Here is a 12844-nt window from a genome sequence, read left to right on the forward strand (position 1 = left end):
AAAGCCCTTAACGCAGTTTCATGATCAGGCAGGTGGTTGATCCGGTGGCATAGAGTTTGCCGTCGTCAATCCCGCGTATTTCGCCGCTGGCGACGCCCGTTGACCGGCCTGCGTGATCCACCACGCCGGTGGCGCGCACAGGCATCCCCAAGGGGATCGCGCGGGTGATGTTCACCTTGTATTCCAGCGTCGTGTAGACCGAGCCGCGCGGCACCTTGGTCATCACGGCGCAGCCCATGCAACTATCAAGAATCGCGCCATACCAGCCGCCATGCACGCCACGCATCGGATTGGTCGCGCCGAACTCAGGCGTGCCTTCAAACACAACGCGGCCGTCTTCGGCCAGAACCGGCGCAAAGCCCAGCGTTGGCCCGATGGGCGGGCCGGGCAGGCGGCCTGTGATCATGTCCTCCACGAACTCCAGCCCGGACCGCGCCAGCAGCTCATCCATGCCCGGCATGTCATCTAATGTTTCTGCTACACGCGGCATCGTTGCCCCCAAATCTTGTGATGTCGAAGGCGACGTTAGGCGCGCAGGCCAACAAAGAAAAGCACCAGTTACAAGACGCGTCAGGCGACGTCGCGCAGGGCGACCTTGGGTGCCACGCCAAGGGCATGGCACACGTCGCGCGTCAGCTCGGGGCGGTTCAGCGTGTAGAAGTGCAAATCTTCCACCCCGCCTTCGATCAACTCGCTGCACAGCTCGGTCGCCAGTGCCGTGGCCAGCAGATCTTGCCGGTTGTCGCGAATGGCCTTGTCGAATGTCTCGTCCAGCCATGCCGGGATGGATGTGCCGCAGGAGGTGGCAAACTTGCGCACGCCGGCCCAGTTTTCAATCGGCAGAACGCCGGGGATGATCGGCGCGTCGATCCCGGCCTTGACGCAGGCATCGCGGAACCGGAAAAACGTGTCGGCTTCGAAAAAGAACTGGGTGATCGCCTCGGTCGCACCCGAATCGATCTTGCGCTTCAGCCAATCAATATCGGCGTTTTGGTCCGCCGCCTCGGGGTGCTTTTCGGGATAGGCGCCGACGCGGATCGTGAACTTGCCAGTGTCGGCCAGCGCCTCGATCAACTCGCAGGAATTGGTGAAGCCGTCGGCATGCGGTGTAAAGCCCGCCGCACCCTTGGGCGGGTCGCCGCGCAGGGCGACAATCTCTCTTACACCAGCCTGATGGAAGCTGTCGGCGATCGCCAGCGTTTCCTCGCGCGTGGCCTCGACGCAGGTCAGATGCGCGGCCACGTTCAGGCCCGTGGCATTGTGCAAGGTGCCCACGGCCTCGCGGGTCAGTTCGCGCGTGGTGCCGCCCGCCCCATAGGTTACGGACACGAAACGCGGCGACAGCGGCGCCAGCGTATGGATCGTGTCCCACAGGCGAAACGAGGCTTCCAACGATTTGGGCGGAAAGAATTCGAACGATATATTTGGTGTTGTCATGGCGGCCATCCTGCGAAAAATCTGAGTTGTCTTCTTGTTGCAGGTGCAGCATTGTGAGACAACTTCATAAAATTCATGGTTTATGTGAGGCGCGCTAATATATGCATATCGAATTGCGGCACCTGCGAACGATCCGGGCGATCCAACAGGCCGGGGGTATCGCCCGTGCGGCCGATCTTCTGCACATCACGCAGTCGGCATTGAGCCATCAAATCAAAGGGTTAGAGGATCAGGCCGGGGTCGAACTTTTCGCGCGCCGGTCAAAGCCGTTGAAATTGTCGGCCGCGGGGCAACGCCTGTTGCGGGTGGCTGAAAAAGTCCTGCCCGAGGTCGAGGCGCTGGAAGGTGAGTTTGGCGGTCTGCGACAGGGCAGCGCAGGGCGGATGCATATCGCCATTGAATGCCACGCCTGTTTTGACTGGTTGTTTCCCGTGCTGGAACAGTTTCGCAAGGCATGGCCCGAGGTTGATGTGGATATCCGCCCCGGTCTGGCCTTTGATGCGCTGCCCGCCCTGCGCAAGGAAGAGGTGGATCTGGTGGTGTCGTCGGACCCCGAGGATCTGCCGGGCATCCAGTTCAAACCGCTTTTCGATTACGAGCCGGTGTTCGTTGCCTCATCGCAGCATCCGTTGGCGCAAAAACCCTTTGTCGAGGCCGAGGATTTCCGGGGGGAAACCCTGATCAGCTATCCCGTGGACCGGTCGCGTCTGGATGTGTTTACCGAGCTTTTGACCCCGGCCAAGGTGGAACCGCGCAGCATCCGTCAGGTGGAATTAACGGCGGTTATTCTGTTGCTGGTGGCGTCGAATCGTGGCGTTGCGGTGCTGCCCGACTGGGTGGTGCGCGAGGTCAGAACCAGCAGTGATTACGTGACCCGCCCGATCACCGACAAGGGATTGACCAAACGCCTTTACGCCGCGATCCGCGATGATGATGCCGACAAGCCGTTCGTTGCCCATCTGGTCCGGCTGGCCCGCGAAATTCCGGTGCGCCTGCAACGTGGCGAACTGGCCGGGCAAGGCCCCTTGTAAGGCGCGCGCGGGGCGCGTATACGCGCGGCTTGAACGCAAAGGAGCCGATGCGATGCCGGGCAGTGCCAACCTCAACATCATGATCAAAGCCGCGCGCAAAGCGGGCCGGTCGCTGGTCAAGGATTTCCGCGAGGTCGAACAGCTTCAGGTGTCGATGAAAGGCGCGGGCGATTTCGTCAGCCGCGCTGATCTGGCCGCCGAGCAGATCCTTAAGGATGAACTGCGCGGCGCGCGCCCGACCTATGGCTGGCTGGCCGAAGAGGGCGGCGCTGAAGACGGCGAAGACCCAACCCGCCGCTGGATTGTCGATCCGCTGGACGGCACCACCAATTTCCTGCACGGCCTGCCGCATTGGGCGATTTCCATCGCCTTGGAGCATAAGGGCAAAATCGTTGCCGGCGTGATTTACGACGCGGCCAAGGACGAGATGTTTTTTGCCGAAAAAGGCGAAGGCGCATGGTTGAACGAAAGCCGCCTGCGCGTATCGGGCCGGGGCCGGATGATCGAAGCGATCTTTGCCACCGGCGTGCCATTTGGCGGCCGCTCGGACCTGCCCGCGACCCTGCAGGATCTGGCGCGGCTGATGCCCGCCTGCGCCGGTGTGCGGCGGTGGGGCTCGGCGGCGCTGGACATGGCCTATGTCGCCGCTGGCCGCTATGACGGGTTTTGGGAACGTCGGCTGAAAGAATGGGATCTGGCCGCGGGAATCATCATCGTGCAAGAAGCCGGTGGTTTCGTCGAACCGCTAAGCGAGGGCGGTGACATTCTGGACAGCGGCGAAGTGATCTGCGCCAACGAGGTGATTTTCGACAAGTTCACCAAGGTGATCCGCGGCGCGTGATCCTGATGGGCGCCTTTGGCGCGCCGGTTGGAGTGCGTTCAGGCCACGCAGGCCTTGGGGGACGCTGTCCCCCAAACCCTCTGGGATATTTTTGAACAGAAGAAGGCGCGGCGCTATTTGCGGCGGCGCACGCGTGGGATGTCGCTGCGTCGGAACTGGTATTGTGCCGGGGCGTGCGGCGGCTCACCTGCGGTGCGTTGCCAAAAGGCCGGGCCGCCGCGTTTGAGAAAGACCGGCACGGTCAGGATCAGGCCGATGACAAAGCCCCCGGCATGCGCCCAATAGGCCACGCCGCCCCCCGTGGGGTCCGATCCGATGCCGCTGAACAATTGCAGGCCGAACCAGATCGCCAGCATCAGCCAAGCAGGGACCGGCATCAGTTTGACGAAAACGATGAAAATCAGCAGGACATCCACCCGCGCCTTGGGAAACAGCAGCAAATAGCCGCCCATCACCCCCGCGATCGCGCCTGACGCGCCCACTGTGGGCACTTGGCTGTAGGGCGCTGCCGCCAGATGGGCCAGCCCGGCCCCAAGGCCCGAAGCAATGTAGAACAGCGTATAGCCAAGATGGCCCATCTCGTCTTCGAGGTTGTCGCCGAAGATGTATAAAAACAACATGTTACCGGCAAGATGCATCAGCCCGCCATGCAGGAACATCGAGGTAAAAAGGGTGGAATAGGTGCCCTGCTGGCCGACCAGCGCCGGGGTCATGGCCCAGTCGTAGAAAAACAGTTGCAAGGAGCGCTGATCGGCAAACAGCGACCAGTAGCTGATGAACACCACCACGTTGATCGCGATCAGCGCATAGGTGACATAGGGCGTTTGCCGCGACGGGTTGTGATCTCGGATCGGGAACATGGGGGATAGTTGGCGCGCCGCCCCGGCAAGGTCAAGCGCCCGCCGTATGTGGCGGGCGCTTTAAGGGGGGCGTCAGGCCATGCCGCCCAACAAGGCCGCGTTGCCGCCCGCGGCGGTGGTATCGACGCAGACATGGCGTTCGTGCAGGGCATGGCCGGTATCGGGCAGGCCGGTGATCAGGGGGATGATCGGGCCGGCGCGCCCGCTGAGTGCTTGTGTGTAGGCGCGCCCGGTGGCGGCATCGCCCCACCACAGCGCGCCGGACAGGCCGGCCAGTTTTTGCAACACCTCGGGCGCGACATGACCGGTGGCCTGCACGGCCAACCCGCCCAAGGCTTCGACGGCGCGGGCCTGTTCGGCGGCGGCTTGCGCGCCCGGCCCGAGACACAACAGCGCTTCGCGGGTGTGGCTGGTCAGGCGGTTCGATTCTCCCGTAGGCCCCGGCAGGACAAGATCCTGTCGACGCTCGGCCTTGTGGGTATTGGCCCGATCCAAGGCACCCTGCACATCGGTGGCCGACATGTCGCGCGGCCAATCCGTGCCGTCCTGCGGGGCCGCGTGACGTGTGAAGCGGGCCAGGTAATGCGGGCCACCCGCCTTGGGGCCAGTGCCCGACAGGCCTTCGCCGCCAAAGGGCTGGCTGCCGACGATGGCACCGATTTGGTTGCGGTTGACATACATGTTGCCCGCATGAATGCGGTCGGTCACATACTGCACGCGGTCGTCGATCCGGGTTTGCAGGCCAAAGGTCAGCCCATAGCCGGTGGCGTTGATCGCGTCGATCACCTTGTCCAGCTCATTGGCGCGGTAGGTCGCCAGATGCAGCACCGGGCCGAAAATCTCGCGCTCCAGATCGCCGATGCCGGTGACGCGGATCAGGGTGGGGGCCACATAGGTGCCCGCGTTGGGGGTGTTCAGCTCGTGGATCAGGCGGCCGTCGGCGCGGGCCTGTTGGATGTGGTCGTCGATGCCTTTGTGAGCCTGTTGGTCGATCACCGGGCCGACATCGGTGGACAGGTTCCATGGCAGGCCGATGTTCAGGGCATCCATTGCGCCGGTCAGCATTTCGATGAACGGTGTGGCGATGTCTTCTTGCACGTAAAGGCAGCGCAGCGCCGAGCACCGTTGACCCGCTGATTGGAACGCGGATTCGACAATCGCTTGCACCGCCTGTTCAGGCAATGCGGTGGAATCGACGATCATGGCGTTCAGCCCGCCGGTTTCGGCAATAAGCGGCGCGCCGGGCGCCAGATTTTCTGCCATTGCCGCGCGAATTTTCAACGCGGTTTCGGTCGAGCCGGTGAAGGCCACGCCATCGACACGCGCATCCGAGGTCAGCTGTGCGCCGACCTCCCCTGCACCGGGAAGCAGTTGCAGCGCGGATTGCGGCACGCCTGCTTTATGCATCAACTGGATCGCAAGATGCGAGATGATCGGCGTTTGCTCGGCGGGTTTGGACAGAACCGCATTGCCCGCGGCCAGTGCGGCGCTGATCTGCCCGGTGAAAATCGCCAGCGGAAAGTTCCATGGGCTGATGCAGGTGAAGGTGCCAACCGGCTGGCCCTCGGGGGCGTTGGCCGCGTAATACCGCAGGAAATCAACCGCTTCGCGCAGTTCGGCGACAGCATCCAGAACCGATTTCCCGGCCTCGCGATGGATGATCGCGAACAGCTCGCCGTAGTTTTCCTCATAGAGGTCGGCCACCCTGTTCAGCACCTTTGCACGGTCCGAGGCCGGGGCATCCCATGGCTTGGCGGCATCCAGCGCTGTGTTCACATCCGCCGGGCTGGCATAGGCCACGGTGCCGGGGCTGTCGGCGGGATCGGCGGGGTTGGTCACCGGGGCAGGGTCTTGCGGGCTGGCGGTGCCGGCCAGAATGGGCCCCGCTTGCCATGTGTGGCGGGCAAACGGGCCGCGCGCCGTGTCGATCGCATCCAGCGTTGGCTGATGGGCCAGATCAAAGCCCATCGAATTACGCCGCTCGGGTTGGAACAGATCGGGGCCGGTGGTTAGCTTCGGCGTCTTGTCCTGGATGGCCTCGAACGGGTCGCGGGCGACGGTTTCGGGGGGGACATCCTCGTCGACGATCTGGTTGACGAAGCTTGAATTGGCGCCGTTTTCCAGAAGGCGGCGCACCAGATAGGCCAGCAGATCACGATGCGCGCCGACCGGGGCGTAGATCCGGCAGCGGGTGCCTTCGGATTTCAGGATGATGCCATGCAGCGCCTCGCCCATACCGTGCAGGCGCTGGAATTCAAACCTGTCCTTCTGATCCTTGCCCATTTCCAGAATCGCCGCTGCGGTGTGGGCGTTATGGGTGGCGAACTGCGGATAGATGCGATCGGTCATGCCCAGCAATTTGCGGGCGTTGGCGATATAGCTGATGTCGGTCGCCGCCTTCGAGGTGAAAACCGGAAAGCCCTCAACCCCCTCGACCTGTGCCAGCTTGATCTCGGTGTCCCAATAGGCCCCTTTGACCAGCCGCACCATGATCTTGCGGTCCAGACGGGTGGCCAGATCGTGCAGGTAGTCCAGCACATGAGAGGCGCGCTGCCCATAGGCTTGCACCACCACGCCGAACCCATCCCAACCTGCCAGCGCGGGTTCACTTAGAACGGTTTCGATCACGTCCAGCGACAGCGACAGACGGTCAGCTTCTTCGGCGTCGATATTCAGGCCCATGCGGGCCGATTTCGCCAACAGCGCAAGGCTGCGCAGGCGCGGCACCAGAACGTCCATGACTTGTTCACGTTGGGCCACCTCATAACGCGGATGCAGCGCCGATAGCTTGACGGAAATGCCGGGGTTGTCGCGGATGTCGGCATTGGTGCAGGCCGCGGCGATGGCGGTGATGGCGCGCGAATAGCTCAGGTGATAGCGGGTGGCGTCGGCATCGGTGCGGGCAGCCTCGCCCAGCATGTCGTAGGAGTAGGAATAGCCCTTTTTCTCCATCTCGGCGGCGCGTTTCATCGCCGACTGGATGGTTTCGCCCAACACGAATTGACGGCCCATTTCCTTCATCGCGCGGCCCACGGCGGTGCGAATGACCGGCTCGCCCAAGCGGCGGATGGCGCCGCGCAGGTGGCCCACGATCCCGGCCTCTTGATCCTCTTTCAGAACCTTGCCGGTCAGCATCAGACCCCAAGTTGACGCATTGACCAGTGACGAGGTGGAATGCCCCATATGCTTGCCCCAATCCGACGGGGCGATCTTGTCTTCAATCAGCGCGTCGATGGTTTCGGCATCCGGCACGCGCAACAACGCCTCGGCCAGACACATCAGCGCAATGCCTTCATCGGTGGACAGGCCATATTCGGCCAGAAACACTTCCATCAGGCCGGGGTCGGAATGGCCGCGAATGTCGCGCACCAACTGTGCCGCCCGTTCGACGATCTGCGCGCGATCCGTTTCGCTGAGGTCGGCCAGCTGCGTCAGACGCTCGATCATGTCGGTCTCATCGGCGTAGGTGGCCAAGTCTATGGCGCGCCGGATATCGCTGTCGTAAGGCATGACGTCTCCCTCTCAGGTCATTGACCTATACTACCAACCTAGGCTAAGTCATATTTCCCGAAAAATCAAAAACGACCTATCGAAATGAATTTAAAACCGGAGTTTTGAGATGACAAATGACTATCCTGAGCTAGACCGGTTCGACCGGGCGATTCTGCAGGTTCTGGCCACCGACGGGCGCATTAGCATCACCGATCTGGCGCGTGAAATCGGCCTGTCCAAATCGCCCACACAGGCCCGGCTGCGGCGTCTGGAAAAGGATAGGATCATTACCGGATACCGCGCCCTTGTCGATCCGATCCGTCTTGGCATGGATCATGTCAGTTTTGTTGAAGTGCGCCTGAACGACACCCGCGAAACCGCCTTGGCCGAGTTTAACGCGGCGGTGCGCAAAATTCCCGAGATCGAACAGGTGCACCTGATCGCGGGAAATTTCGACTATCTGATGAAAGTGCGCACGCAAAACATGACCGACTATCGCATTGTTTTGGCGGAAAAAATCTCGACTTTGCCGCATGTGTCCAACACCTCGACCTATGTGGCGATGCAGGCGGTCAAGGAAAACGCTCTCTCGGATGTGATTTGACCAGCGGTTAAAACGCCATCCTTCAAGTCCGGTCTGCATGAATGCGCCTGTTGCCAACACCCCAAGCAGCCGAAGAAGAGGTGTAAGCCGTCTTTACACGCCGCGCAAAGTGGATATTGTCGCGCCTCGCTGGCCCGCGTGGTGGAATGGTAGACACAGGAGACTTAAAATCTCCAGGCCGAAAGGCCGTGCCGGTTCGAATCCGGCCGCGGGTACCAGCGTGGTGTCTTTACACAGGGACCGGGCCTGACCTGAAGGAGTGGCTGCGCCACGCTTTATGATGTGAATGAGGGGCTCTGCCCCTCAAACTCCCCGGGATATTTTTGAACAGAAGAAGGGCAGGGCCGGTTTAGTCGCGGGTGCCGGAAAACCGGGTGGCCCAGTCTTCGCGCTGGTCATCTGTGATCTTGGTGAACAGCACGTCGGGCACGGTAAAGGCGTGGCCCGGTTCCAGATGGGCCAGTGCCTGCGACACGTCGTCGGGCCAGCTGTCATCGCGGGTTTGCATTGCGTCCAGCATGCGCGCGGCGGCATCGGGGATGAAAGGGGCCGACAACACGGCGTAAAGCCGGATCAGGTTCAGCGCCAGCCGGATTTGCGCGGCGGCCTGTTCGGGGTCTTCCTTGTAGGTGGCCCAAGGCGCGGCCTCTTGCAGGTATTCGTTGCCTTCCACCCAGATGGCGCGCAGGGCGGCGGCGGCTTTGCGCACCTCCATGGCTTCCATATGGCCTTCATAGGCGCGCACCCGGTCGCCGATATCGTCGATCAGCGCGCGTTCGCGGGCGCGCATCTCGCCACCCTCGGGCACCGCCTCGCCGAATTTTGCGCGGCAGAACTTGGTCACGCGGCTGACGAAATTGCCCAGAACATCGGCCAGATCCTTGTTTACCGATTGCTGGAAATTCTCCCATGTAAATTCCGCGTCCGAGCTTTCGGGCGCATGGCTGAGCAGCCACCAACGCCAGTAATCGGCAGGCAGGATGTCAAGCGCCTGATCCATGAACACGCCGCGCCCTTGGCTGGTGGAAAACTGCCCGCCATCATAGTTCAGGTAATTGAATGATTTGATGTAATCGACCAGCTTCCAATCTTCGCCCGAGCCCATCAGCGTGGCCGGAAAGCTGAGCGTGTGGAATGGCACGTTGTCCTTGCCCATGAACTGGGTATAGCGCACATCATCGGCGCCTTTTTCGGTGCGCCACCAGCGTTCCCATGCGGCACCGTCCAGGCTGTGGGCCTCGGCCCATTCGGCGGCGCAGGCGATATATTCGATCGGCGCGTCGAACCACACATAGAAAACCTTGCCTTCCATGCCGGGCCAGTCTTTATCGCCACGTTTGACGGGGATGCCCCAATCCAGATCGCGGGTGATGCCGCGATCTTGCAGGCCGTCCCCATCGTTGAGCCACTTCTTGGCGATTGAGGTGGTCAGGATCGGCCAGTCGGTTTTTTCGTCGATCCATTTGTTCAGCGTGTCGCGCATTTGGCTTTGACGCAGGAACAGGTGCTTGGTTTCGCGCACTTCCAGATCGGTCGAGCCCGAGATCGCGCTGCGCGGGTCGATCAGGTCGGTCGGGTCCAATTGCTTGGTGCAGTTTTCGCACTGGTCGCCACGGGCCTTGTCGTAGCCGCAATTGGGGCAGGTGCCTTCGATGTAGCGGTCGGGCAGGAAGCGGCCATCGGCGTTGGAATAGACCTGTTTTTCGGTGACTTCCTCGATCAGCCCGGCGTCGTACAGTTTGCTGGCCAGATGTTGGGTCAACTTGTGATTTTGCGGGCTGGAGGAGCGCCCGAAATGATCGAAACTCAGGCGAAAGCCTTGGGCCAGATCGGCTTGCACCTTGTGCATCCTTGCGCAGTACTCGGCCACCGGCTCGCCGGTCTTGGCGGCGGCCAGTTCGGCGGGTGTGCCATGTTCATCGGTGGAACACAAAAACAGTACCTCGTTGCCGCGCCCGCGCTGATAACGGGCGAACAGATCGGCGGGCAGTTGGCTGCCCACAAGGTTGCCCAGATGCTTGATCCCGTTGATATAGGGAATGGCCGAGGTGATCAGGTGCCGTGCCATGAATTTTGGTTCCGCCTTATCTACTGTTATATGGCCCCGTGTAATGCCCTGCGTGCCAAAGGGCCAGAGGCCGCGCGACCCCGTGCCCGAATTTTGGGCCGTTATCGGGCGGGCGCAGAATTTTCGCCTGCCTGTCGCAGTTATGTTTGACGCGGTCGCAAGCGGGTTGCTAGGGCAAAGCATAGTCATCGGCGCCGGGCTGCGCCAAGCGCAAAAGGGTAGGTGCGATGATACAGGTTCTGGCGGCGGTCTGGGCGCTTTTGTTGGGCATGACCCTGATCATGATCGGCAATGGCATGCAGGCCACCCTGATGGGGGTGCGCGGCGCAATCGAAGGCTTTGGCACCCTGCAATTGTCGGTCATCACCTCGGCTTATTTTCTGGGGTTCCTGATCGGCAGCCGGGTCACGCCGGAAATGATCCGCCGTGTGGGGCATGTGCGGGTGTTTGCGGCGCTTGGCTCGTTCATCTCGGCGGGGTTGGTGGCCTTTCCGGTGTTCACCGATCCCTATAGCTGGACGGTGATCCGGGTGATCCTTGGCTTTTGCCTGTCGGGCGTTTATGTGACCGCTGAAAGCTGGCTCAACAATGCGGCCACCAACCAGACGCGCGGCACGATGTTGTCGGCCTATATGATCGCGCAGACCTCTGGGATCATCATCGCCCAAGGGTTGATGAACTTGGGTGAAGCGGCGGGCTTTTTGCTGTTCGTTATTCCCTCGATCCTTGTGTCGCTCAGCTTTGCGCCAATCCTTTTGTCGATCACCCCGACACCGGCATTTGAGACCAACAAACCCATGAGCATCCGACAGCTTTATCACAGCTCGCCTTTGGCCAGTGTCGGCATCCTGTTGATGGGTGGCGTGTTTGCGGCACAGTTCGGCATGGCGTCGGTCTATGGCGCTGCGGCGGGGTTGAACGCGGCGCAAATCAGCGGCTTTGTTGCGGCGATTTTCATGGGGGCGGTGGCGCTGCAACTGCCGATCGGCTGGCTGTCTGACCGTATGGATCGGCGCTTTTTGATCCTTGGTGTCTCGGCCATGGGCGCGCTGAGCACCGGGGTGGGGATATTCCTTGGCGTCGACTTCAAGACGCTGCTGGTGTTGGGCTTTGTGATGGGCGGTGCGGCCTCGCCGCTGTATTCGTTGCTGATCGCTTACACCAATGACTTTCTGGAGGTCGAGGATATGGCAGCCGCCTCGGGCGCGCTGGTCTTTGTCTACGGGATGGGGGCGATTGTGGGCCCAATGGCCACCGGCCAGTTGATGGACATGATCGGGCCGCACGGGTTTTGGGTGTTCCTGTCAGCGTTGTTCACCATGACATCGCTCTACGCGGCATGGCGGATGACACGGCGTGCGGGTGTGCCTGTGGATGAAACCGGGGCATACCTCAACGTGCCGCCCACCGTGTCGCCGGTGGCGATCGAAGCCGCGCAGGAATGGTATGTTGAACAAGCCGAAGAGGCCGCCGCCGAGGCTGAGGCCGAGGCGTCTGAGACTGCGACCGGCCCCTAACCCCCGTCCGGCGCGGTCATCCGCCACTGGCCGTTGATGTCGGTCACATGCCACGCCGCAGGCGGTGCGGTGCGGGCGCGGCGGCGTTCCAACCGCCAGCCATTGTGATCTGCCTTATGTGTCGAGGCCATGTGCCAGCGGGTCTCAACCCCCGGCGCGCCCCCGTCGCCGGGGGTCAGGACAATTCCCAGAGGGGCGGTCTTGCCACCTGTCGCCCCGGCCTCGGCGGCCAGATGCAAGCGGCGCACCGGGGTCAGCGGTGGCGGTTCGGGCAGGTCGGCCACCGCCAGCGGCACCTCGCCACTGCGCAGCACCTCCTCCAGCGACCATAACAGATCCTCGGGCCGCTGTGGGCTGACAAAGATGAAGCGCCCCAGATCGACAAGCGGTTGCATCCCATCGGGATTGGGCCTGTCGCTTAACCATGTGGGGGCGATCCAGACCACCGGGCCGCGCGTGGCCGCCGCCACCCGCATCGCCAGACTGCGCCGCGCGGGGCCGCAGACCTCGTGCAGGCGGGCCAGTGGCAGGGCCATGTCCCCCAGCACCGGCAGGGCCGGGCGGGCGGTGTGGCTGTGGCGGGTCAAGACATGGGCGGTCATGGCGTTTAGATTAAAGTGTTCTTATTTTGTTCTCAACGGGAAATGACGCTTGGGATCGTAAAAACCGCCAATCAGCCCAAATAGGTAAACCAAACGAACCTGCATCTTGCAGGTATCAGTGGTTGCATTCGGCCCCGTTTTTCGAGTGTCAGCTTCGTCAACCCAGCAGAGATTCATGCAAGGTGCGACCAGTGGCGGCAGGGAGTCCTATTGGACCTTAAAGGCTCTAGCCGCGCATTGACGGGCCGCGGCCCGGCGATGCGCGGCGGGCCTGCGGCCCTTGATTCCGCGCAGGGGCAATGTCCGCTTTGTCCGCATGCACTAAATCGCTTCGCGATAGGGGCTCTGGGTGGCGGGCGTTGCGCTGAAGCGGGTTTTGCTTCGCGATTTTT

General features: G+C 62.0%; 10 protein-coding genes and 1 tRNA gene. 5 read left to right on the top strand and 6 right to left on the bottom strand.

Going from position 1 to position 12844, the window contains the following annotated elements:
- Positions 1 to 7 precede the first annotated feature (7 nt).
- Both HAT86_RS07695 and metF read right to left on the bottom strand, forming a co-directional pair.
- Positions 8 to 490, bottom strand: a complete 483-nt coding sequence (locus HAT86_RS07695) for a PaaI family thioesterase (RefSeq protein ID WP_167195363.1) — start codon at positions 488 to 490, stop codon at positions 8 to 10.
- A gap of 80 nt (positions 491 to 570) precedes the next feature.
- On the bottom strand, positions 571 to 1446 hold the full coding sequence (metF, locus tag HAT86_RS07700; RefSeq protein WP_269204306.1) for a methylenetetrahydrofolate reductase [NAD(P)H]: 876 nt from the start codon (positions 1444 to 1446) through the stop codon (positions 571 to 573).
- Between the two features lie 92 nt (positions 1447 to 1538).
- Between metF and HAT86_RS07705 the strand changes: the two genes are divergently transcribed.
- Both HAT86_RS07705 and HAT86_RS07710 read left to right on the top strand, forming a co-directional pair.
- Positions 1539 to 2468, top strand: a complete 930-nt coding sequence (locus HAT86_RS07705; RefSeq protein ID WP_167195369.1) for a LysR family transcriptional regulator — start codon at positions 1539 to 1541, stop codon at positions 2466 to 2468.
- Between the two features lie 52 nt (positions 2469 to 2520).
- On the top strand, positions 2521 to 3309 hold the full coding sequence (locus tag HAT86_RS07710; RefSeq protein ID WP_167195372.1) for an inositol monophosphatase family protein: 789 nt from the start codon (positions 2521 to 2523) through the stop codon (positions 3307 to 3309).
- A 113-nt stretch (positions 3310 to 3422) separates the two neighbouring features.
- Here HAT86_RS07710 and HAT86_RS07715 read toward each other — a convergent pair whose 3' ends face one another.
- Complete coding sequence (locus tag HAT86_RS07715) at positions 3423 to 4169, bottom strand: rhomboid family intramembrane serine protease (protein ID WP_167195375.1); 747 nt, start codon at positions 4167 to 4169, stop codon at positions 3423 to 3425.
- A 72-nt stretch (positions 4170 to 4241) separates the two neighbouring features.
- Positions 4242 to 7679, bottom strand: coding sequence for a bifunctional proline dehydrogenase/L-glutamate gamma-semialdehyde dehydrogenase PutA (gene putA / locus HAT86_RS07720; protein WP_167195378.1), 3438 nt, complete (start codon positions 7677 to 7679; stop codon positions 4242 to 4244).
- A gap of 109 nt (positions 7680 to 7788) precedes the next feature.
- Here putA and HAT86_RS07725 point away from each other — a divergent pair, with 109 nt between their 5' ends.
- Both HAT86_RS07725 and HAT86_RS07730 read left to right on the top strand, forming a co-directional pair.
- Positions 7789 to 8265 (top strand): Lrp/AsnC family transcriptional regulator, encoded by a 477-nt coding sequence (locus HAT86_RS07725; protein ID WP_167195381.1) that lies wholly within the window; start codon positions 7789 to 7791, stop codon positions 8263 to 8265.
- A gap of 132 nt (positions 8266 to 8397) precedes the next feature.
- Positions 8398 to 8483, top strand: a tRNA-Leu gene (locus tag HAT86_RS07730).
- 131 nt (positions 8484 to 8614) lie between these two features.
- Here HAT86_RS07730 and metG read toward each other — a convergent pair.
- The gene (metG, locus tag HAT86_RS07735) at positions 8615 to 10333 is read right to left on the bottom strand and encodes a methionine--tRNA ligase (RefSeq protein ID WP_167195384.1); all 1719 of its coding nucleotides are present in this window, start codon (positions 10331 to 10333) and stop codon (positions 8615 to 8617) included.
- 227 nt (positions 10334 to 10560) lie between these two features.
- On the opposite strand from metG, the gene HAT86_RS07740 reads away from it, so the two are divergent.
- Positions 10561 to 11850 (top strand): MFS transporter, encoded by a 1290-nt coding sequence (locus HAT86_RS07740; RefSeq protein WP_167195386.1) that lies wholly within the window; start codon positions 10561 to 10563, stop codon positions 11848 to 11850.
- Here HAT86_RS07740 and HAT86_RS07745 read toward each other — a convergent pair.
- Positions 11847 to 12452, bottom strand: a complete 606-nt coding sequence (locus tag HAT86_RS07745; protein WP_167195389.1) for an ImuA family protein — start codon at positions 12450 to 12452, stop codon at positions 11847 to 11849. The genes HAT86_RS07740 and HAT86_RS07745 overlap by 4 nt on opposite strands.
- Positions 12453 to 12844 lie beyond the last annotated feature (392 nt).

It is taken from the genome of Roseovarius gahaiensis (assembly GCF_011601345.1).
GTDB classification, from domain to species: domain Bacteria; phylum Pseudomonadota; class Alphaproteobacteria; order Rhodobacterales; family Rhodobacteraceae; genus Roseovarius; species Roseovarius gahaiensis.

Excerpts from the sequence above, each read along its gene's own strand:
- HAT86_RS07715 (WP_167195375.1), bottom strand. The coding sequence starts at position 4,169 with ATGTTCCCGATCCGAGATCACAACCCGTCGCGGCAAACGCCCTATGTC.
- HAT86_RS07725 (WP_167195381.1), top strand. The coding sequence starts at position 7,789 with ATGACAAATGACTATCCTGAGCTAGACCGGTTCGACCGGGCGATTCTG.
- HAT86_RS07745 (WP_167195389.1), bottom strand. The coding sequence starts at position 12,452 with ATGACCGCCCATGTCTTGACCCGCCACAGCCACACCGCCCGCCCGGCC.
- putA (WP_167195378.1), bottom strand. The coding sequence starts at position 7,679 with ATGCCTTACGACAGCGATATCCGGCGCGCCATAGACTTGGCCACCTAC.
- HAT86_RS07710 (WP_167195372.1), top strand. The coding sequence starts at position 2,521 with ATGCCGGGCAGTGCCAACCTCAACATCATGATCAAAGCCGCGCGCAAA.
- HAT86_RS07705 (WP_167195369.1), top strand. The coding sequence starts at position 1,539 with ATGCATATCGAATTGCGGCACCTGCGAACGATCCGGGCGATCCAACAG.
- metF (WP_269204306.1), bottom strand. The coding sequence starts at position 1,446 with ATGGCCGCCATGACAACACCAAATATATCGTTCGAATTCTTTCCGCCC.
- HAT86_RS07740 (WP_167195386.1), top strand. The coding sequence starts at position 10,561 with ATGATACAGGTTCTGGCGGCGGTCTGGGCGCTTTTGTTGGGCATGACC.
- metG (WP_167195384.1), bottom strand. The coding sequence starts at position 10,333 with ATGGCACGGCACCTGATCACCTCGGCCATTCCCTATATCAACGGGATC.
- HAT86_RS07695 (WP_167195363.1), bottom strand. The coding sequence starts at position 490 with ATGCCGCGTGTAGCAGAAACATTAGATGACATGCCGGGCATGGATGAG.